Below are 19,840 nucleotides of genomic sequence, written 5' to 3'. Positions count from 1 at the left end.
GGACGTGACGCTGCGGGCGCGGCTCACCGCCGCCTTCCTGGCGGTCGTGCTCGGCCCCGTGCTGCTCGGCGCGGTCTTCGTCGGCATCGCCGTCGCCGCGGTCAGCGACCAGCGGGCCCTGGAGCGCCTCGACGCCGGCGCCCAGAACGTGCACGCCGCGCTCGCCCTCACCTGCCAGCGCCTGCGGCTCGCCGCCGAGACCACGGCGCTGGTCACCGCCGGCGGCGACCAGCCCGACGCGGCCCAGCGGGCCGTGCTGCGCGGGCTCGCCCGCGCCGTCGAGGTGACCAGCGCCAACGGCACCGTCCTCACCACCGCCGGCACGCTGCCGCCGAAGCCGTGGGCCGACTGCGCCGCGCCGGCCCCCACCTCCCACGCCGCGATCGTCGCCGCTGTCGACGTGCTCGATCCGAGCTCGCGCCGCGTCGGCCGGGCGTACGCCGTCGAACCCGTCGACGCCACCCTGCTGAGCTGGCTCGCCGAGTCCAGCGGCGTGCGTGTCGACTCGCTCGCGACGGGCCGGCCGGTGTCGGAGGAGGGCGCCCGCATCGCCGACGCCGCCGCCGGGCTCGCCGCCGGGGAGACCGGCACCACCAGCGGCGGCCGGCTGGTGCGGCGGCTCACCCCGGAGCCCGGCCAGCCGCTCACGCTGGCGCTGTCGGTGCCGAAGCCCGATACGGAGGGCCTGTACGCCGTCCTCGTCGCCGTCGTGGCCTGCGCCGGGGTCGTCGCGATCAGCGTCGCCTGGTGGCTGGCCCGCTCCACCACGCACCCGCTGACCGAGCTGGCCCAGGCGGTCGAGCGCGTCGCCGACGGCGACCTCAGCGCCCGCGTGCCGGTGCGCAGCCAGGACGAGGTCGGCCGGCTCGGGCAGACGTTCAACCGGATGACTCGCGAGATGCAGGGGTACGTGCAGGCCCTGACCGCCAGCCGCGACCAGCTGCGCGGGCAGCTCGGCGTGCTCGGCGACACCCTTGCCGGCACCCACGACCTCGACCGGATCCTCCAGGTCATCCTGCAGACCGCGACGGCCGCGACCGGCGCCCAGTCCGGCGTCGTCCTCATGGTCGACCCGGCCAGTGGCGAGCTGCGCGGCCAGGTCGCCGAGGGGCTCGCCGGGTTCGACGTCGCCGAGCTGCGGCTGCAGCTGGGCGAGGGGCTGCTCGGCGCCGTCGCCGCGTCCGGCGAGCCGCGGCGCGGCCGGGTCGACCGGGACGGGCCGGTCCTGGCGACCGGTGAGCCGCGCTGCATCACGTATGTGGCCGTGCCGATCGCCGCGCCCGGCGTCGGGCCCACCACCGGCCTGGAACCCCAGTCGGATCTGCCGCCCGCCGCGCGGGGTGTCCTCGCCCTGTACGACCGGCACGGCTTCGACGAGTTCGACGACGCCGACCTGATCACGCTGCGCACGTTCGCCGGGCAGGCCGCGGTCGCCGTCGACAACGTACGGGTCCACGAGGAGGCGCAGCGGCTGTCGCTCACCGATCCGCTGACCGGCCTGTCGAACTACCGGTACCTGCGCGAGTCACTGCGTCGCGAGGTCGAGCGGGCCAGCCGCTTCGGCCGCAGCCTCGCCGCGCTCGCCCTGGACCTGGACCGGTTCAAGGAGGTCAACGACACGTACGGGCACGCCGCCGGCGACGCGGTGCTGGCCGAGTTCGCCCGCCGGCTGCGCGCCGAGATCCGCGAGGTCGACTTCGCGTTCCGGCAGGGCGGCGAGGAGTTCGTGGTGCTGCTGCCGGAGACCGACGCGACCGGCGCCGCGGTCCTCGCCGAACGGCTCGGCGCGGCCGTGCGGCGCGCCCCGGTGCTGGTGATCTCCTCCACACCGGGCCAGCCGCCTCGGCGCATCCCGGTGACCGTGTCGATCGGTATCGCGGTCTACCCGGCCCACGGCGCGACCGGCGCCGCGGTCCTCGAAGCCGCCGACGACGCCCTGTACGCGGCCAAGGCCGGCGGGCGGGACACGTACAAGATCGCTCCCGACGTGCCGTCCGCGAAGGCTGTGGCGAAGTCCACGGAGGCCGGGACGGAGTCCGCCGACCCTGCAGAGGCGCCCGTGAAGGCTAGTACGGAGGTGACGCCCGGCGCGCCAAAGGCGGCACAACCGCCACGACAGAGCCGCGGCGGCTAGCCTTGCCACATGCCTGACACGACTCCTCACCAGCCCGCGCCGGCGCGCCAGCGGGCTGTCAAAGCCGTGATCCCGGCGGCGGGCCTGGCCACCCGCTTCCTCCCAGCGACCAAAGCCGTCCCGAAAGAGCTGCTGCCGGTCGTCGACCGGCCAGTGCTGCAGTACATCGTGGAAGAGGCCGCCGCGGCCGGCATCAGAGACATCCTGCTGGTCACGGGCAGGGGCAAGACATCGATGGTCGACCACTTCGACCGCCGGCCCGACCTGGAGGCGCGCCTCGCCGAGAAGGGCGACGACGAGCGGCTCGCCGCGGTCAAGCGCCCCAGCGAGCTGGCCGAGATCTACACCTGCCGGCAGGGCGAGCCGCTCGGCCTCGGCCACGCCATCTCCTACGGCGAGTCCCACGTCGGCGACGAGGCATTCGCCTGCCTGCTCGGCGACGAGTTCGTCGAGGAGACCGAGCCGCTGCTGCCGGCGATGCTCGACCTGCAGGCACAGACCGGCGGCATCGTCCTGGCCCTCATCGAGGTCGAGCCGGACGAGACCAGCCGCTACGGCATCGCCTCCGTCGAGCCGTCCGACCTGACCGGCGACGCCGGCGAGGTGCTGCGGGTCACCGGCCTGGTGGAGAAGCCGAAGCCGGAGGAGGCCCCGAGCAACCTCGCCGTCATCGGGCGGTACGTGCTGCCCCCCACCCTCTTCGACGCGATCCGCCGCATCGGCCCCGGCGCCGGCGGCGAGATCCAGCTGACCGACGCGATGGCGCTGCTGCTGGCCGAGGGCACCCCCGTGCACGGCATCGTCTACCGCGGCACCCGGTACGACACCGGCATGCCCCTGGGGTACCTGCAGGCCGTCGTCCAGCTCGCGTGCAAGCGCGACGACCTCGGCCCGGCGTTCAGCCAGTGGCTGGCCCAGTTCGTGGAGAAGGATCTGCGCGGGTGACAGCGGTTCCAGCGACGGGCTCCCACCACGACGCCGCACGCGATGCGGGCGTCGGGTCGAACGCGCGCGTCCCGCTCGCCGACTATCTCGCCGGCGTGCTCCGGGGCCTGCGCCCGTTGCCCCCGCTGGACCTCGAGATCACCGCCGCGCACGGCAACGTGCTCGCCGAGGACGTGGTCGGACCGGGCCCGGTGCCCGCGTTCGACCACTCCGCGATCGACGGCTACGCCGCCCGCTTCGACGACATCAGCGACGCGCAGCCGGGCCGCCCGGTCCGGCTCAGCGTCGTCGGCGACCTGGTCGCCTCCAGCTGGCGGCCCGTCCGGCTCACCCCCGGCACCTGCTTCTCCGTCGCGGCCGGCGCCCTGATGCCGGTCTCCGCCGACGTGGTCGTCCCGCCCGGCATGACCGACCAGGGGATGGCCGCCGTCGAGGTGTACCACCCCACCAAACGCGGCCACGGGGTGCGCCGCGCCGGCGACGAGCTGCCCGCCGGGGCCGTGCTCGCCCGGGCCGGGGCGTACGTGACCCCGCCGCTGGTCTCCGTGCTCGCGGCCAGCGGCATCGGCCACGTCGTGGTGCGCCCCAGCCCGCGCGTCGTGGTCATCGCGACCGGCGACGAGCTCGTCGACGTCGGCCGCGCCAGCCAGCCCGGCCAGGTCGTCGACGCCAACTCCCACGCGCTCACCGCCGCCGCCGCGGAGGCCGGCGCCCACGCGTACCGCGTCGGCATCTGCGACGACGACCCGGAAGGGCTGCGCGGCCTGCTCGACGACCAGATGCTGCGCGCCGACCTCATCATCACCACCGGCGGCACCGGCACCGGCCCCGGCGACATGGTCCGGCGCATCCTGTCGCGCTCCGTCGTGTTCTCCGACCTTTCCGTGTACCCGTGCTCCTCGCTCGGCTACGGCACCATCGGCGGCGCCGCCGGGGTCAACGGCGTGCCGATCGTCTGCCTGCCCGGCGACCCCGGCGCCGCGCTCATCGGCTTCGAGGTCCTGGCCCGCCCCGTCATCCAGCTGCTGGCCGGCGCCGACCCCGTGTTCCGGCCCAGCGTCCGGGCGCACCTGCTGGAGACCGTCAGCTCGCCCTCGGGCATGCGGGAGTTCCGGCCCGCGTACATCACCGAGCGCCGCGGCGGCGGCTACACCGTCATGCCGCTCGCCGGCGGCCCGTACACCCTGTCCGGCCTCGCCGACGCGAACGGCCTCATGGTCCTCGGTGAGAAGGTGATCAGCGCCGCCGCGGGCTCTACAGTGGACGTCATCATGTTGGATAGACGGCGATGAGCCAGCCCGGATGGCCGGCGGTGCTGGTCGACGGCCCGGTCACCCTGCGGCCCTACCGGCGCGCCGACGCGCGCGCCTGGGCCGAGGTCCGCCGCGCCAACGAGCAGTGGCTGTCCAAGTGGGAGCCGACGCCCTACGGCACCTGGCACGACCTCAACTCCCCCGCCGCGTTCCGTGCCGTGCACGCCGACCTGCGCCGCGCCGCCCGCAATGGCAGCGCCATGCCGTTCGCGGTCTGCTACGAGGACCAGCTCGTGGGCCAGCTCACCCTCGGCAACATCGTGCGCCGCGCCTTCTGCTCCGGCTACGCCGGATACTGGGTCGACTCCCGCCACGCCGGCAAGGGCATCACCCCGACCGCGCTCGCGCTCGCCGTCGACCACGCGTTCAGCGTCGGCGGCCTGCACCGCATCGAGGTCAACATCCGGCCCGACAACCTCGCCAGCCGGCGTGTGGTGGAGAAGCTCGGCTTCCGCCAGGAGGCGTACCACCACCGGTACCTGCACATCGACGGCGACTGGCGCGACCACCTCGGCTACGCCATGACCACCGAGGACATCTCCACCGAAGGTGGGCTTCTCGCCAGGTGGCACAAGGTCCTCGCCGCCTAGTTTTGCTTCCTCCTGCGTGTTGACATGGTGTAACGCTGCGCGACCCGTACTGTTCTGAGTCGGAGTTACCACGCTGTAACTTCCACAGACTTGGATGACTCGCGCGCCCGGGGGGACCAGTGCGCGAGGCGTGAACAGGAGGCGTGAGGGTGCCGACCTCGGTGCTCCTCGCCGTCCTCGCCGCTGCTGGGCTCCTGGCCTTGGCGCCCGCACTGGTGCGCCGGTACGACGCCACAGAGCGGCTGGTGGCGGAGCGGGCGTTGTCAACCGCACGGGTGCTGGCCCGTGCCGGGATGCATCGCGACCGCCGCCGCCGGACCACCCCCGGCCGCCGCCCCGTCAACCCGCCCCGCAGCGTGGTGCACCGCCCGGTCGCCCCACCACCCCTGCGGGTCGTCCCGCCGACCGCGCGCCGCCGCCGCCCTCCACGCGTCCCGCGCGCCGTGTACCGCCGCCGTCGCGTCCTGCTCGCGCTGGTCCTGCTCAACCTGGTCGAGCTGGGCGGCGTCGCCCTGGTCAGCACCGGCTTCTGGGTCGGCTTCGCCGTCACCGGCGCGCTGCTGGTCGCCTACACCGCGCACCTGCGCACCCGAGCCCTCGCCGAACAACGCCGCCGCCGGCGCGAGGCCCAGTACGCCGCCTGGATCGCCCGCCGCCAGGCCCAGGTCCGCCGCGAACAGCTCCGCCGCGCCGCCCAGCGCCGCGAGGCCGTCGCCGCCCAGCTCGCCGAACGCGACCGCGCCCGCCGCGAGGCGGCCCGCCTCGCCGCGCTCCGCGGCCGCCCGTACGACACGCGGGCCTCGGGGCAGTGATCTGATTCGCGCCCCCTCCCAAGGGTTTGCTACTCTTGGCCCCGGCCCACTCCGGCGGGCCACTGGGGTTGTGGCGCAGTCTGGTAGCGCACCTCGTTCGCATCGAGGGGGTCAGGGGTTCGAGTCCCCTCAACTCCACGTTTGGCGCAGTCTGCTCAGCGGGCTGCGCCGCTTCGCGTTTGCGTGGAGTTGGTTCCCCGCGCACGGCTTCGCCGTGCTCCCCAGTGGGGGAGCTTCGCTCCACCCACACCCCCTCAAGACCATCTCGGGGTCTACTTAGCGCGTTGGGTGGCTTCGCTTCGCTCGTCTGCGGAGGGGCCCTGCACCACCGGTAGGCCATCAGCGGTCCGGCTTGGTGGTGATCGGTGCCCGGGCCGTGTCAGACCCCTTGCATCTAACGACCTACTGGCTTGGGTCGGAGACGTGCAGAGTTCCAGGGTGCTGCGATGGCCGCCAATCTCGGCCCACTCAACCGCCGTGTGCCCGCGTCCGTCGTCCTCCCGCAAGTTCGGGTCGGCGCCGCCGGCCAACAGCTCCCGCACCGTGGCGGTGTGCCCCCAGCAAGCGGCACCACACAGCGGTAGCCCTTCCTCGCCCGTACCGCTTTCCCAGTTCGGCTCCGCCCCGGCAGCCAGCAACACCCTGACGTTGTCCGCCATATCCTGCACGCTGGCCCGGTACAGCGGCGTACTCCCGCCGCGGCCGGGCATGTTCGGATCGGCGCCAGCGCGCAGCAATGCAGCCACCTGCTTGGCATCGGCCCAACTCGCTGCCTCCAACAGGTACTGCTGCAGCTTCTTGCGCCGGCGCAGCTTCACGCCGCCCATTGTGGAGGAGCGGCCGACCGCACACTCCGCCGGAGTAGATCGACTCGCCGCGGCCCACGCAACGATCACTGCACGACTCTGCCGCCGATGGTGCGCGACGGACGGCCTGAGTTCGTCAACAACGTGACCAGCTTCCCCTCCGCGAGGCGGAGGCTTCCCGTCCCGCCAATGTGCGGCGTTTCAGGTTCAGGTCAGGCGCGTGCTGCTCTCATTGGTCGGCTGGACTCGCCGTCTGCACCTCGGTTAACTCGCGTCCACCAAATGCGTGGACAGCCGGGCTGGCGCCGGGCACCCTCCCGCGGGTGAGCGCGACGGATGCCGACCTGGCCTTGCGATACCTGGCCGACATCGGATTCACGCCGACCGGACCCAACCGGTGGAGGTCGGACGGCACCTCCTCGCAGGAGATGTCGGACGAGGACGTGGCCTTCCACACCGCGTTCGAGATCACCACCGACGAGGGCCTGGATGGCGTGCAGCGCGTGCACACGGCGCTCGGCCTGCTCGACCTGACCGGCGCCTTCGAGGTGCTGGTACATCTGAACGCCTACGTCCTCAACAACCCCGACCCGGCAGTCACCAGCGCGTTCTGGGCCGGCTTCCGCGACCGGATGGCGGTCCCGGAGCCAATCGAACACCTGCGGCTGCACTTGAGGACCTACTGGTTCTGGGGACACACCACCGCCAAGACCGCCTTCGACGCGCTGCTCGGCGACGATGTGCGCCACCTCGCAGCGGATGGCCGCCTGCCCGAGCTGGCCGCCGGTCCGCTGCACCTGCGCGCCCGCCACGTGCTGGAAGACTCCGGCTCGGTCGACTGGGACGACAAGCGCGACGTCTATCAGGCCGCCACCACCGCCGCCGAGCTTCGTCCGGCGGTCTTCCGCGCCCTGCTCGGCAGTTATCACGCCGTCTCCGGCAGCCTTGACCCGGCCGAGGCCCTGACCCTGCTGGACAGCCTGCAGCTGCCCGCCGACACCGAACACCTGCCCCAGCTGCACGCGGTCCTGCGCAACGGCGTCGCGAACCACTACAACGACCCCGCCGCCTGGCAGCCGTGACCCGAGGCGTCCCGCCGCCAGGAGATAAAGCCGACCCTTTCCAACGCCCTCAGACGCGCGTTGTCGGAACATCCCAGCCATCCGGATCCGTAGATCGAGCGCTCTGGCCGTCCGGCGCTCGTCCAGGGCCATGCTGGCCGTAAAGTTCGGTCGGTGGGGCGCTGAGCAGCGCGGCATTGCATGGGAGGCACGCCAGATTGGAACGAAACAGCGCCAGCTGTTGAGTGACCTCAGTCGTTCGGATCGGCTGTTAGCCAGGCCACGGGGTCGCCGGCGATCGCAGCGTCTGCGAGGCGGTGAGCGGAGTCCGTCTTGAGGGCGGCGCGGCAGTTGTCGATCCATGACTGGACCGTGGTGATGCCCTGGCGCTGGTACTCGATGGCCTGCACCAGGCATTCCAGCTTGTCGGCGTCGCGCGCCACGATCGCCTCAGGGGTGACGCCGGCCTCGTACTCCGCCACCGCGGAGGTGATCGTGTCGGCGACCGGCGGCGGGCAGGCCGCGACCTGGTCGGCGGTGACGCTCGGGTTGTCGGCGGTCTGGACGTACCGCTTGCCGATGCGGGAGATGTCGCCGACCCTCGTCTCCTGCGTGTCGTGCAGGACGCACATAAGGGCGACGCGAGCGGCGTCGACGCCTTCCATCGCCGCGAGCACGGTCCCGGTGATCGCTGTGCGGAATGAGTGGTCGGCGATGGACTCCGGTTCGCTGATCCCGGCGATCCACCAACCGGTCCGTTTGGCGCGTTTGAGCATGCCGACCTCGAAGATGAAGCGTATCGCCCCGGCTGCGTCGGTGTCGGTCATCGTCCCGTCCCTAGTGGTTTGTCGGTGAGATAGCGCGGTAGTACGGCGTATGCCAGTGATGACGGCTGCGGCGTTGCCGGTCAGCGATGAGCAGCGGGCCGAGTTGGGTCGGATGGCCGGGTCGGCGGTGCTTGCGCATCGCAAGGTGGTCCAGGCCACAGCGTTGCTGTGGGCGGCGGACGGGATCGCGAACGAGGAGATCGCCCGTCGTTGTGGGGTCGACTCGGACACGGTGCGCCGGTGGCGTGCCCGGTTTCTGCAGACAGGTCCGCAGGGGGTCGGTGTCATCGCCAAGGGGCGCGGCCGTAAGCCGTGGCTGCCGGCGGGCACGGTCGCGGAGGTGGTGCGGCTGACCCTGCACGAAGTCCCTGCTGACGGGTCGACGCATTGGACGACGCGGTCCCTCGCGCGGCGGGTTGGGATCGGTAAGGACGCGGTGGCCCGGATCTGGGCCGATCACAACCTCAAACCGTGGAGGGTCGAAACGTTCAAGGTCAGCAACGACCCGCGGTTCGAGGAGAAGCTGGTCGACGTGGTCGGTGTCTACCTCAACCCGCCGGCGCGGGCGGTGGTGTTCAGCTTCGACGAGAAGCCCCAGTGCCAGGCCCTGGACCGTACCCAGCCCGGCCTGCCGCTCAAGCCGGGCCGGGCCGGCACGATGACCCACGACTACAAGCGCAACGGCACCGTGGACCTGTTCGCCGCGCTGAACATCGCCACCGGTGAGGTTCTCACCCACTGCCGGCAGGCGCACGCCGCAAGCGACGTGTTGCGGTTCTTTCAGCAGCTCGACGCCACGGTGCCGCGGGGCCTGGCCGTGCACGTCGTGCTGGACAACCTGTCCGCGCACGGCGCGCCGGAGGTGACCAGGTGGCTGTCCCACCGCGACCGCAGACGCTGGCACCTGCACTTCATCCCCACATCCAGTTCCTGGCTGAATCTGGTCGAGCGCTGGTTCAAGGAACTGACCGACAAACGGCTCCGCCGGGGACGGTTCACCAGCGTGGCCGACCTCACCGAGGCCATCACCATCTGGGCCGCCGCCTGGAACGACGACCCCAAATCCTTCATCTGGAAAGCCACCGCGGAAGACATCATCGCCAAAGTCCAACGCGGACGCGACACCCTCCACCAGATCAAAACGCAGACGGACCACTAGGTCCATGCTGAATTGTGGCTAAGGCTGGTCGCGCTCGATCCGGGACCTGATCACCGTGTGGCGGCTCGAATGCCTGCGACGACCGCGGCAACCAGTAGCCCGAGCACGAGCACGAGCAGTACAACAGGACCCAGCAACAGCGTCAGTACCAAGATCAACACCACAGCAAGTTTCAGCTCGGGACTTGTCCCCGACCAAGCACCCTTGATCGCAGCCCAGACAGGGTTCTTTCCCCGCAGCTTGGCTTTCAGCCCCTCGAAGACCGCCTGCGTGGTGGACCCTCGACTTGCCATAAAATCGTTCAGATCGTCGGCCCAGTCCTTCACCTTCCGCGACGCCTTCGCAGTGGCGTACTGCAGGGCCGCTTCGCGCAGGTCACTCAGCGCAGGTGCGAGGCTGGCCGCCACGGGGGCACTCTTGATCGTGCCGCTGGCGGTGTTCGATGCTGTCATGTCGCGGTCCCCCCAGCAAGAGTACCTCCACGCGCAAGCGGACGCCGAAAAACGGTTCCCGAGTTTGGTGATTGGTGATGGTCAATCAAAGACCAGGGCCATCAAAACTTCTCGCGACAACTTGATCGGTAGCGATAGATCAGACTCAAACGAAGCGACGTCCATGCTCACAGTTCTGTCAGGATTGCGATGAAGAATTCCTCGAACGATCACTGGCGAGTCTCTGGCTCTCGTAATCGTCCCCACCAAGGTCCTGCCGCACGACATTGCTATCGTGCCCACTTTGGCATCGCTCGGCCGTAACTACCACGCCTGAAGAACGTTGCAGGTGCCCGCTCCCGTTGGCGTGGAGTCGGTTCTCCGCGCAAGGCTTCGCCTTGCTCCTCGGTGGGGGAGCTTCTTCTCCTCGCTCGCATACGTCCTTCCTCGCCGTCCGGCTTCGCTCGTTGCGCGCTCGTGCCGATCTGCGGGCATGAAATCGACCGGGCGGTCCGGGGATAGGCTTCGCGGCACTCGACCTGAAGGGGATCCGGTGGCCGGCGGGGCGCTGCGGACGTGGGTGTTGATCGCCAGCACGCTGATCATGGCGACGGCTGGTGCGACCGCTGGCTCCTGGTACGGCGGGCGCGCCTCCAGTCCGCTGCCCACCGATACTCAAGCCGTCGAGCTGGCGGCGGAGCTGCTGCCCGGAGTCGACCCCACCGGTGAGACTCAGCGGCGCGACTACGGCTACGGGTTCGCGCTCGGCGACGACGACTTCGGCCCCGGGTTCGTCGAGGTCAGCTACGCCCCGACCGGCCAGGGCCAGAATCAGGGAACGGCGGTGGACACCGATTGCGCCTATTCGCGGCGGGCGCTGACCAACGCACTGCTGCGGGGCTGGCGGAACCTCCACCGCACCGTGGCGGGGCCGTGCGAGGAGTGGACCGCCGAACGCGGCGATGTGGCCGTCGTGTCCAGCACCGACGGCTTCGCCTCCTCGCTCACGTTCCACCGCGCGGCACCGGCCGGGCTCGGCCTCGCCACCCTGGCCGGGGCGCTCCTCGGTGCGGCGGCCGGAGCGCTTGCCGCCGCGCTGCTCACCCGCCGGGCCCGTCCGCTGCTGATCCTCGTCGTGACGCTCGCGGTGATCGGGCTGCTCCCCGGCATGGTCTTCGGGGCGACCGGCATGGTGCTCAACGCCCGCCAGTCGCCGGCGCTGCCGTTCTGGACGGTGTGGCCGTCGCTGCTGTTCGTGCTCGTACCGCTGTGGCTGTTCCTCGCTGTTCTAGGCGGCTTCAGCTGGCTCGGCGGCCGCGCCCGTCCGGCACCGACCGGCGGCTGAGCCGAGCACCGGAGGTGGGTGGCGAGCCTGTCGGACGTGCCGGTCCGGATGGAAGCCGGCGGCGATCGACGCCGCCCGACCCCGTACCCGACCGCCTCCGCAGCGCCGCACGGTTTCACCACCAGGCGACCACGGCGATCACCACAACGAGCGCCACGAGCAGCGCGACGAGCAGCACCCGCCGCCATGCGGCCCGGATCAGGGTGCCTAGGGGGAACCGGACGGCCGGCGGCGGGGCGGACGCCACTTCACGCAGCATCCGTCGCAGTTCCTCATCGTCGGCCACCGGCTGCTCCGCTCTCCTCGACCACTTCCCCGGTCAGAATGACTGGTTCGGTCTTGCCGGTTCCGGCGGCGTCGGGGTGGAACGCGGTGGTGACGATGCCGCTTGCGGTCATCAGGTCGGCGACCACGTCGACTTCGGTGCTGCCCAGCAGCCCGGCCGTCACGGCCGGGCCCATTCCGCGGTAGTGCCGGCACACGAGCACCGCCCGCTGCCGTGCGGTGAGTTCCTCGAGCGTGGCGAGCAGCAGCGGTTGAGCGACGACGGGGTCATCATGCACGCGCGTGACCTGTGCCCGGCGCCAGGGCAGCCACCGCCGGAGCTCGGCGAAACGGGAGCCGCGCTCCACCATGTACCGGCGGACGAGGTCGTCACCGAGCACCGTGTCGACATCGACACCGCGATGCCACCAGCGCCGCCACGGCGGCACGAGCCGGCGCACCGCGCGACCCAGCGCCGCGTCGGCGGCGAACCAGTCCCCGTACAGCAGGTAAGCGAGCCGGCGGGCCGCGGAGATGTGCGGCTGGATCTCGTCGATGAGGGGCGCCTGGCGCCGTGCTTCGAAGCCCCGCCACCATTCGGACGCCCGACGCGCATACTGAGTCACGTTGTGAAGCCGTTTGGATGCCGACGGTGTAGTCGGCCTCCAATGTTTGCCCGCCATCGCCTGCCGATTTCTCATACTGCGGAGCCACACGCCGAAGGATTGCAGCGCCGCGCCCGCCACGCGGAGCCGAAGCGCCGATAACAATTTGGCGCCAAGTATGGGCGACCCGCATCGACATGGTCAAGCTGACAGTCCGACTCGCCGCGAACTAGGTGAATCGCGTTCGCGTTTTCGTTAAGCTATCAACAGGTAATCATTAGGATGGGCTTAGGTACTCGAGAACATGGCGGTTCGGTCGAATCCGGCGACCGGTTCCGCACGATGCGTAAGCACGACGCGGACGCTGGTCACCAGCGGTGCGGCTCATCACCAGAGGATGAGCTCCCGGCTGTGAGACAGGCCGGCAGTAGGCCCGCCATCGGGTAGCGTGGAACGCCAGACAAAGGTATCGGCTGCAGCGGCCGGCAACGCCGAGTTCGGCAGTGAGCACGCATGTCAGTGCGTTGACGGCAGGCTCGATACGCGGTACGCGACGCTGCCCGTTCCCATTTCGGCAACGTGCCGATGTAATTCGCTCCGCCCACACCCCCTCAAATACGCGGCTCGAAAGGCATGGGTGAATAAGCTGTCCAGGTGGACCGACCTTGCCGCCGTGAGCGAGGTCGCCGGAATTTCCCAGTCGAGCGGCAAGGCGCTGAGCTGGGGTTTGTGACGTGAGAACCACAATGCCGAATGGCGGGCGCCGTTTGTCTCGGGCCGGGCGCTGCCGCCGCTGCGAGTCGGGCGACACCCGCCGGGTTCGCTGATCCGGCCGGATCTCACCCACATCGTTGTGGGTGGTGCAGGCAACCGAACAACTCAGTGGCGCCGACCTATAAGGGAAGGAGGCGCCATGCCGAGAGTTGAGGACTCCAGCGCCGGGGAGTTCGCCAGCACCTACGACGCGGTATACGTCTCCACCGACGGCCTGCAGTGGCGCCGAACCGTTCCCCGCGTGTCCTGACGCCGTCCACGGGTGGCGCGAGACGGACCCGTCGTTCCCCCTAGCGAAACGATGTATCCGAGCATACGATGCGTCGAATGGACGGGCACGCGCTCGCCCGGTTCACCGGCGGATGACACCCGTTCTCCAACTCCATCTGCGGGAGCAGCCATGCGGAAGGCAGTCATCACCGGCAGCACCAAGGGCATCGGCTTCGCGCTCGCCCGTGAACTGCTCGTGCGTGGCCACTCCGTCGTCGTCTCAGGACGCACGCGAACGGCCGTGGACGATGCCGTCGCGCGGCTGCGTCCGCAGGCCGCCGGAGAGGCTGCCGTCCACGGGTTCGTCGTGGACGTCACCGACGCGGCGCAGGTCGAGAGGGTGTGGAGCGCCGCGGTCGACGTGCTGGGCGGCGTCGACCTGTGGATCAACAATGCCGGTGTCGCCAACACGACCCGGCCGATCGTCGAGACCACGCCGGACGACGTCCGGGCGATGGTCACCACGAACATGCTCGGCACGGTGTACGGATCGCAGGTCGCCGTCCGTGGCATGCTCGCCGCCGGCGGTGGCCAGGTCTTCAACGTCCTCGGCGGGGGCAGCGACGGCCGGATCCGCCCCGGCATGGGCGTCTACTCGGCCACGAAACGCGGCCTGGACTCCTTCACCCGGGCACTGGCCAAGGAGATCACCGGCACCGGCGTGCGGATCGGCCAGATCCGCCCCGGCATCCTCATCACCGAGGGGTGGCTGCGCGAGGCCGCCGCCGCGCCGGAGCAGGTGCGGCAGCAGCGCAAGCTGCTCAACATCCTGTGCGACCACGTGGACGACGTCGCGCCGTACCTGGTCGAACGGATGCTGGCGAGCACCGGCAACGGCGATGCGATCGCGTGGCTCACCACCGGCCGGATGACCCGGAAGTTTCTCGTCCCGCGCAAGCGGGACGTGCTCGCCCGCTACGGGCTCTGAGCGGTCCGGCCGGTCGCGGCGGAGGAGGCCCACGCGATCCTGGGCGCCGGCGGCCGGCCAACCGCAGGAGCTGCCTAGAAGCCGTCCCAGACCATCTTGGCGCCGCTGTCGCCGGTCTTGAACACGTAGTAGCAGGCGGCCAGGCCGAGCACGACCGCCAGCCCGATCAGCGCGTAGTGGGCGACCGCCGGCCCGACGGACTCGGCCTGGGCCGGGCGCACCAGGTACGCCATGGCCAGCACCACCAGGGCCAGCCCCAGGACGACCCAGAACAGGCTGTCGCCGAAGCCCTCGTGCGTCTCGATGCTGGACTGCAGCTGCGGCGACTGGAAGTTGTCGCTCGTGCTGAACTCCTCGCCCGACTCCTTCGCGGCGAACACGGCCCCCGGGGTGGCGACGGCCAGCACGATCATCGTCCAGCGGACGTGCCGGCGGGCGCCGGGCCAGACCGCGTACAGGATGCCGGCGACCACCAGCAACGGCACGAGCACGACGGCTGCGTGGATGAAGAGCGGGTGAGCCGGTAGACCGAGCACACGATCGAACACGGGGCCTCCTCTACGTCAGTGCGATCCTCCCACCGGACGTGTACACAACCCGAGGACCTGCAGTTCAATCAAGAGCCCGGAAACATTTGAGCGGTTCCAGGGTGCGTGGTGTTATTGAAGACATGTCGGGTGAGGATCTGCTGCGCGCCCGGGGTCTGCGTGTGACGCGGCCCCGGCTGGCCGTGCTGGAGGTCCTCGAGGCGTCCAGGGGGCAGGCGCAGGGCCACCTCGACGTCGACCAGATCGCCGCCCGGGTCCGCGCCCGCCTGGAGACCGTATCGACCCAGGCCGTCTATGACGTGCTCGGCGCCCTGTCGCGGGCCGGGCTGGCCAGGCGGATCGAGCCGGCCGGCAGCCCCGCGCGATACGAGTCACGCGTCGGCGACAACCACCACCACATCGTCTGCCGCGGCTGCGGGGAGATCACCGACGTCGACTGCACCGTGGGCGAGGCGCCGTGCCTGGAGCCGTCGCAGGCGCACGGGTTCGTCCTCGACGAGGCCGAGGTCACGTTCTGGGGCCTGTGCCCGGCCTGCCAGCAGCGGCGGGCCGAGGACGTGGCGCCGGAAGGCGTTCCTGGTGACTGACGCCGGCCTGTTCGGGCCCGACTCGGTCACCTGGCGGGTGCACCGGGAGCCGATCGTCACCGTCGGCGGCCTGCGCAGCCTGTACCTGCAGGCCCTGCTCCCCCGCGCGGTCGCGGGCGTCGAGCAGAACAGCCGGTACCGCAAGGACCCGTGGGGCCGCTTCCAGCACACCGCGACCTACGTGGCGACGGTCATCTACGGCACGACCGAGCAGGCCGAACGCGCCGGCCGGCGGGTCCGGGCGATGCACGCGCGGATGACGGCGACCGACCCGCGTACCGGCGAGCGGTTCCGCATCGACGACCCGCACCTGCTGCGGTGGGTGCACGTCACCGAGGTCGAGTCGTTCATGGCGGCCGCGCTGCGCGGCGGGCTGCGGCTGAGCGGGGCCGAGATCGACGCCTACTACGCGGAGCAGACCCGGGCCGCGGCGCTGGTCGGCCTGGATCCCGCGACCGTGCCGGACTCGGCGGCCGCGGTCGCCGAGTACTACGAGCGGATGCGTCCGGAGCTCGAGCTGACCGTGGACTCCGCCGCGACCGGGCTGTTCCTGACGGTCCCGCCGCTGCCGTACGGCCTGGGCCTGACCCCCGTGCGAGGTGCCGCGCTCGGGGTGTCAGCCCTGGCGATCGGGCTGCTGCCCGCGTGGGCGCGCCGGCTCTACGGGCTGCCGGGCCTGCCCGGCACGGACCTGATCACCTCGGCGAACGCCCTGGTCCTCGGCCGGATGCTGAGCGCCATCCCGATCGAGTGGATCTCCCCGCTGCGCCGTGACGCGATGCGCCGCCTGTCCTCCTGACCGCCCCGGCGGCGTCACGGCGGGCATCGCTGCGGCGTTGAGCCGGGGGTATGAGCGCGAAACTTCCATGGATCGCCCTCGCCGCGGCGACCGTCACCCTGCCCGCGGCGCTCGGCACCGTGCCACTCGACGTCGTCCGTTATGCCGCTTACATCCTTTATGCAGTCGTGGTACCGGGGACACTGCTCTACCGGGCGATCCGCCCCACGCCGCGCTCACTGCTGGAGGACCTGACCTACGGCACCGTGGTCGGGCTGCTCGCCGAGACCGTCGCCTTCGTCGCCGCGAGCCTGCTCGACGTCCGCGGGCTGCTCTGGGTCTGGCCGCTGCTGGTCATCGCCCCGCTCGCCCGGCGGCACCTGCGCGGCCCGGCGTACCCGCTGCGGCCGTCGACCGGCTGGTCGTGGGCGGTCGCCGGGGTGGCGGCGGGGTTCCTGGCGTACCTGACCGCCGCCTTCCTGGCCGTGAACCCGCCGGTGCCGGACGGCGGGCCGCACGAGTACATGATCGACCAGCTGAACCTCCTCGCCGTCAGCGCCGACCTGAAGCACCACTTCCCCCTCGCCGTGCCCGAGCAGGGCGACCGGGCGCTGGGGTACCACTGGTTCGCCTACGGCCATCTCGCCGCGAGCAGCCTGATCAGCGGCGTCGACCTGCCGGTGCTGTGGTTCCGCCTCGACCTGCCGGTGCTCGCGGTCCTCGCGGTGTGCCTGCTCGCGGTCACCGGCTGGCGGGTCGCCCGGCACCCGTGGGCGGGTCCGGTCGCGGCGGCGCTGATGTTCACCGTCGGCGAGCTCGTCCCGCAGCGGCAGGCGCCGTCGTTCTTCGGTTCGATCACCGCGTACTACAGCTGGTCGAGCCGCTCCCTGCTGTTCGGCGCGGCACTGAGCATGCCGCTGATCGCCGCGATCGTGTCGGTGCTGCGACCCGGCCCGCCCGGCGGGCGGCGCGCTGACCGGTGGCGGGACTGGCTGCTGGTGCTGCTGTTCGCGGCCGGCACCACCGGCGCCAAGTCGACCATCGTCCCGCTGTTCGGCGCGGGCCTGGCGGTGCTGTGCGCCGTACACCTCCTGCGGCGACGTCCACAGTGGACCCCATGGCTGCTCGGGGCGCTGCTCGCCGCCGTCGCGGTGACCGCCGTCGCCGTCCTCTACGGCTTCGAGGGCCAGGGCCTGCGCTGGGGCCCGTTCGCGATCATGCTCGACTTCGTGGGCAGCCTGCGGCACGGCACCACGGTGCGCGACGTCCCGCTGATCCTGTGGGGGCTCGGCGCGTACGCCATCGCCATGGGCGCCCGGCTCGCCGGCGTCGCGGGGCTCGGGCGGCGCTGGGGCGACCCGGAGATCTTCCTCGCCGGCACGACGGCCGCGGGGATCGCCGGCACGCTGTGCGTCTGGCACGTCTCGTGGAGCGAGCACTTCTTCATCGTCGCGGCCTGGCCGTGCGCGGCGATCCTGTCCGCCGCGGGCCTGGTCCGGCTGCCGTGGTCGCCGCTCGCGCTGCGCCGGGCGCTGACCGTGGCCGCGCTGCTCGCCGGCGCGTCCGTGCTGCTGCGGGTGCCGTACACGGCCAGGTGGAGCGTCCCGCTGCCGGTCTACGTCCTGGGCGCGCTGGTGCTCGCCGCGGCGCTGCTGATCGGCCGGCGGCACGGGCGCTTCGCGGCGCTGGTCGTGGTGCTCGCCGCAGGCGCGGCCCGGCTGCCGTACGACGCCGCGACCAGCGCCAACCTCGGCGTCGCGTACCACGTCCGGGTAACCCCCGACCAGGCCGCCGGCGCCCGCTGGCTGCGCGCGCACAGCACCCCGGCGCAGTACGTGGCGACCAACGTGCACCGGGTCGGCAGCGGGCTGCAGGGCAGGCAGAGCCTGGCGTACTGGATCTCGGCCTACAGCGAGCGCCGGGTCCTGCTCGGCAGCTGGGGCTACTCACCGGAGTCGACCGAGGCGCAGTCCCGCGCGCGCCGCCTCGGCCCCGCCCTCACCTACTGGGACCCTGACCGCCTGGCGCTGAACGACGCGGCCGTGCTCGACCCGACCCCGGCCCGCCTCGGGTGGCTGTGGCAGCAGCAGGTCCGCTGGATCCTCGTCGACCGCGCCCACGGTACGCCCACCGCCGCGCTCCCCGAGCTCACCGACCTCGCGTGGCAACGCGGCGACATCGCCGTCTACCGGCTGCGGGCCACCGCGAACTGCACGCCGGCGAGCTGCTCGGACCGTGTCCAGAGCCGCTGACCTGCGCGGACAGCTCCGGGCTGGGGCAGCCTCGCGAACGCGGCTTTCCTGCCGTGCTGATCACCGCACATAGAATGCCTGCGTGAGCCTCGCCGAACGCAAACGCCAGCTCGTCCGCAACGAGCTGACCGAGGCCGCACTGAAGCTGCTCGGCGTCCAGGGCTTCGAAGAGACCACCATCGACCAGATGGCCGCCGCCGCCGGCGTCTCCCGCCGCACGTTCTTCCGCTACTTCCGATCCAAGGAAGACGTGATCACCGAGTCCCTCTGCGACCACGGCCGCCGGCTCAGCCAGATCCTGTCGGCCCGCCCCACCACCGAACCCCCGGCCGTCGCCCTGCACAACACCCTGCGCGCCTTCACCGACACCTTCTGGGAGCATCCCGAGAAGTCCCAGCGACTGGCCAAGGCCACCATGAGCACCCCCGCCCTGCGGGCCCGCTACCTGGAACGCCAGTTCAGCTGGCGCGCCATGCTCACGGCCGAACTGGCGGCGCGCATGGGCACCGACCCGTCCGCCGACCTACGCCCGGCGGTGCTGGTGGGGGTCGCGTTCGCGGCCTTCGACACCGCGCTCATGCGCTGGGTCGAGCAGGACTCGGCCACCGACCTGAACGCCCTGCTGTCGGAGTGCTTCGCCGTCGCGTTCCCCTGAGCCTTCTGCCGCCCGCCTTGCGCCTTGCGCCACCCGCCGGCCGCGTGCGGATCCGCCGCGCCCTGCGCATGGAGCCCGGCGAGCACCCCGGCCTTACGCGGCCCCGCGCGACCTCCAGCCGCACACGGGTGGCGCGGTCCGCGCCCACCGCACCAAACAGCCGCAGGCACCGCCCCCATGATCGAAGCACCACAACGGCCACCCCGACGACCAAGGCCGTCCCTCGATCACAAACAGCAGCGGAAGATCGCGGTCCGAGCCCCCGCGCCCGCCACACCAGGCGGCCGCAGGCACCGCCCCCATGATCGAAGCACCGCAATGGCCACCCCGACGACCAGGACTGTCCTTCGATCACAAGCAGCAGCGGAAGATCGCGGTCCGAGCCCCCGCGCCCACCACACCAGACCGCCAAGGGCACCGCGCTCATGATCGAAGCACCACAACGGCCACCCCGGAGCCTGTTGCAGAATGGGCACCTCACGGAACGTATTGACAAAAACACGGCCGTGCCGGCCGCTCGCGGACGATCTGCATCCGTTGAGGGTCGCAACGACCCTCGGCGGACGTGACTTCCGCGATTCTGCAACAGGCTCCCCGACGACCAGGACCGTCCTTCGATCACGAGCAGCGCCGGAAGATCGCGGTCCGGGCGCCGGCACCTCCGGTCCCGCAATCGACGGACTTGGCTTTGGAGCTAAACGCGGAGTGGCACCACCGAATGACGACCTCGACGGCGGCCGACCATGTGAGAGCGGC

The 19,840-nt window shown here is 71.3% G+C and carries 19 protein-coding genes and 1 tRNA gene; 14 read left to right on the top strand and 6 right to left on the bottom strand.

Annotated elements, in window-relative coordinates; genetic code table 11:
• Nucleotides 1-4 precede the first annotated feature (4 nt).
• The 6 genes from AB0H83_RS47020 to AB0H83_RS46995 all read left to right on the top strand — a co-directional run bounded on the left by AB0H83_RS47020 (nucleotide 5) and on the right by AB0H83_RS46995 (nucleotide 5,932).
• Nucleotides 5-2,134: a diguanylate cyclase gene (locus AB0H83_RS47020; protein WP_360108844.1), complete on the top strand. Its 2,130-nt coding sequence runs from the start codon at nucleotides 5-7 to the stop codon at nucleotides 2,132-2,134.
• 9 nt (nucleotides 2,135-2,143) lie between these two features.
• The gene (locus AB0H83_RS47015) at nucleotides 2,144-3,079 is read left to right on the top strand and encodes a UTP--glucose-1-phosphate uridylyltransferase (protein ID WP_360108841.1); all 936 of its coding nucleotides are present in this window, start codon (nucleotides 2,144-2,146) and stop codon (nucleotides 3,077-3,079) included.
• Nucleotides 3,076-4,371, top strand: coding sequence for a gephyrin-like molybdotransferase Glp (gene glp / locus AB0H83_RS47010; protein ID WP_344512211.1), 1,296 nt, complete (start codon nucleotides 3,076-3,078; stop codon nucleotides 4,369-4,371). Before AB0H83_RS47015 ends, glp begins: the two co-directional genes overlap by 4 nt.
• The gene (locus AB0H83_RS47005) at nucleotides 4,368-4,982 is read left to right on the top strand and encodes a GNAT family protein (protein WP_360108838.1); all 615 of its coding nucleotides are present in this window, start codon (nucleotides 4,368-4,370) and stop codon (nucleotides 4,980-4,982) included. Before glp ends, AB0H83_RS47005 begins: the two co-directional genes overlap by 4 nt.
• A 143-nt stretch (nucleotides 4,983-5,125) precedes the next feature.
• Complete coding sequence (locus AB0H83_RS47000) at nucleotides 5,126-5,794, top strand: hypothetical protein (RefSeq protein ID WP_360108835.1); 669 nt, start codon at nucleotides 5,126-5,128, stop codon at nucleotides 5,792-5,794.
• Between the two features lie 64 nt (nucleotides 5,795-5,858).
• Nucleotides 5,859-5,932, top strand: a tRNA-Ala gene (locus AB0H83_RS46995).
• A gap of 134 nt (nucleotides 5,933-6,066) precedes the next feature.
• Here the strand turns inward: AB0H83_RS46995 and AB0H83_RS46990 are convergent.
• Complete coding sequence (locus AB0H83_RS46990; RefSeq protein WP_360108832.1) at nucleotides 6,067-6,612, bottom strand: ankyrin repeat domain-containing protein; 546 nt, start codon at nucleotides 6,610-6,612, stop codon at nucleotides 6,067-6,069.
• A 311-nt stretch (nucleotides 6,613-6,923) separates the two neighbouring features.
• Between AB0H83_RS46990 and AB0H83_RS46985 the strand changes: the two genes are divergently transcribed.
• A complete protein-coding gene (locus AB0H83_RS46985) occupies nucleotides 6,924-7,682 on the top strand; it encodes a hypothetical protein (protein WP_360108829.1) in 759 nt (252 codons plus the stop codon).
• Between the two features lie 230 nt (nucleotides 7,683-7,912).
• Here the strand turns inward: AB0H83_RS46985 and AB0H83_RS46980 are convergent, their stop codons facing one another.
• Complete coding sequence (locus AB0H83_RS46980) at nucleotides 7,913-8,488, bottom strand: HD domain-containing protein (RefSeq protein ID WP_360108826.1); 576 nt, start codon at nucleotides 8,486-8,488, stop codon at nucleotides 7,913-7,915.
• A 58-nt stretch (nucleotides 8,489-8,546) separates the two neighbouring features.
• Here AB0H83_RS46980 and AB0H83_RS46975 point away from each other — a divergent pair, with 58 nt between their 5' ends.
• Nucleotides 8,547-9,647, top strand: a complete 1,101-nt coding sequence (locus tag AB0H83_RS46975; protein WP_360108888.1) for an IS630 family transposase — start codon at nucleotides 8,547-8,549, stop codon at nucleotides 9,645-9,647.
• A gap of 50 nt (nucleotides 9,648-9,697) precedes the next feature.
• Here the strand turns inward: AB0H83_RS46975 and AB0H83_RS46970 are convergent, their stop codons facing one another.
• Entirely contained in the window at nucleotides 9,698-10,099 is a 402-nt protein-coding gene (locus AB0H83_RS46970) for a hypothetical protein (RefSeq protein ID WP_360108823.1), read from the bottom strand.
• Between the two features lie 532 nt (nucleotides 10,100-10,631).
• Here AB0H83_RS46970 and AB0H83_RS46965 point away from each other — a divergent pair.
• Nucleotides 10,632-11,423, top strand: coding sequence for a hypothetical protein (locus AB0H83_RS46965; RefSeq protein ID WP_360108820.1), 792 nt, complete (start codon nucleotides 10,632-10,634; stop codon nucleotides 11,421-11,423).
• A 115-nt stretch (nucleotides 11,424-11,538) separates the two neighbouring features.
• Here the strand turns inward: AB0H83_RS46965 and AB0H83_RS46960 are convergent, their stop codons facing one another.
• Nucleotides 11,539-11,709, bottom strand: coding sequence for a hypothetical protein (locus AB0H83_RS46960; protein WP_360108817.1), 171 nt, complete (start codon nucleotides 11,707-11,709; stop codon nucleotides 11,539-11,541).
• Nucleotides 11,696-12,433, bottom strand: a complete 738-nt coding sequence (locus AB0H83_RS46955; RefSeq protein WP_360108814.1) for a hypothetical protein — start codon at nucleotides 12,431-12,433, stop codon at nucleotides 11,696-11,698. Before AB0H83_RS46955 ends, AB0H83_RS46960 begins: the two co-directional genes overlap by 14 nt.
• Before the next feature lie 1,033 nt (nucleotides 12,434-13,466).
• Between AB0H83_RS46955 and AB0H83_RS46950 the strand changes: the two genes are divergently transcribed.
• Entirely contained in the window at nucleotides 13,467-14,264 is a 798-nt protein-coding gene (locus AB0H83_RS46950) for an SDR family oxidoreductase (RefSeq protein ID WP_360108811.1), read from the top strand.
• A gap of 74 nt (nucleotides 14,265-14,338) precedes the next feature.
• Here AB0H83_RS46950 and AB0H83_RS46945 read toward each other — a convergent pair whose 3' ends face one another.
• Entirely contained in the window at nucleotides 14,339-14,812 is a 474-nt protein-coding gene (locus AB0H83_RS46945; RefSeq protein ID WP_360108808.1) for a DUF2231 domain-containing protein, read from the bottom strand.
• A gap of 122 nt (nucleotides 14,813-14,934) precedes the next feature.
• Between AB0H83_RS46945 and AB0H83_RS46940 the strand changes: the two genes are divergently transcribed.
• The 4 genes from AB0H83_RS46940 to AB0H83_RS46925 all read left to right on the top strand — a co-directional run bounded on the left by AB0H83_RS46940 (nucleotide 14,935) and on the right by AB0H83_RS46925 (nucleotide 19,084).
• Nucleotides 14,935-15,399: a Fur family transcriptional regulator gene (locus AB0H83_RS46940; protein WP_360108805.1), complete on the top strand. Its 465-nt coding sequence runs from the start codon at nucleotides 14,935-14,937 to the stop codon at nucleotides 15,397-15,399.
• Nucleotides 15,389-16,198, top strand: coding sequence for an oxygenase MpaB family protein (locus AB0H83_RS46935; RefSeq protein ID WP_360108885.1), 810 nt, complete (start codon nucleotides 15,389-15,391; stop codon nucleotides 16,196-16,198). The genes AB0H83_RS46940 and AB0H83_RS46935 overlap by 11 nt, the downstream gene beginning before the upstream one ends.
• 50 nt (nucleotides 16,199-16,248) lie before the next feature.
• A complete protein-coding gene (locus tag AB0H83_RS46930) occupies nucleotides 16,249-18,429 on the top strand; it encodes a hypothetical protein (protein ID WP_360108802.1) in 2,181 nt (726 codons plus the stop codon).
• Nucleotides 18,430-18,511: 82 nt separating this feature from the next.
• Nucleotides 18,512-19,084 carry a TetR family transcriptional regulator gene (locus AB0H83_RS46925; protein ID WP_360108799.1) on the top strand — a complete coding sequence of 191 codons (573 nt, stop codon included), beginning with the start codon at nucleotides 18,512-18,514 and terminating at the stop codon, nucleotides 19,082-19,084.
• Nucleotides 19,085-19,840 lie beyond the last annotated feature (756 nt).

It is taken from the genome of Dactylosporangium sp. NPDC050688 (assembly GCF_040654515.1).
Classification (GTDB): Bacteria; Actinomycetota; Actinomycetes; order Mycobacteriales; family Micromonosporaceae; genus Dactylosporangium.
Note: the sequence above shows the minus strand (reverse complement) of the source record. Positions and strands in the feature narration are given on the sequence as shown.

What these genes read in the sequence shown, in the direction of transcription:
- AB0H83_RS46930 (WP_360108802.1), top strand. Translation starts at nt 16,249, where the DNA reads ATGAGCGCGAAACTTCCATGGATCGCCCTCGCCGCGGCGACCGTCACC.
- AB0H83_RS46975 (WP_360108888.1), top strand. Translation starts at nt 8,547, where the DNA reads ATGACGGCTGCGGCGTTGCCGGTCAGCGATGAGCAGCGGGCCGAGTTG.
- AB0H83_RS46940 (WP_360108805.1), top strand. Translation starts at nt 14,935, where the DNA reads ATGTCGGGTGAGGATCTGCTGCGCGCCCGGGGTCTGCGTGTGACGCGG.
- AB0H83_RS46950 (WP_360108811.1), top strand. Translation starts at nt 13,467, where the DNA reads ATGCGGAAGGCAGTCATCACCGGCAGCACCAAGGGCATCGGCTTCGCG.
- AB0H83_RS46980 (WP_360108826.1), bottom strand. Translation starts at nt 8,488, where the DNA reads ATGACCGACACCGACGCAGCCGGGGCGATACGCTTCATCTTCGAGGTC.
- AB0H83_RS47005 (WP_360108838.1), top strand. Translation starts at nt 4,368, where the DNA reads ATGAGCCAGCCCGGATGGCCGGCGGTGCTGGTCGACGGCCCGGTCACC.
- AB0H83_RS47015 (WP_360108841.1), top strand. Translation starts at nt 2,144, where the DNA reads ATGCCTGACACGACTCCTCACCAGCCCGCGCCGGCGCGCCAGCGGGCT.
- AB0H83_RS46970 (WP_360108823.1), bottom strand. Translation starts at nt 10,099, where the DNA reads ATGACAGCATCGAACACCGCCAGCGGCACGATCAAGAGTGCCCCCGTG.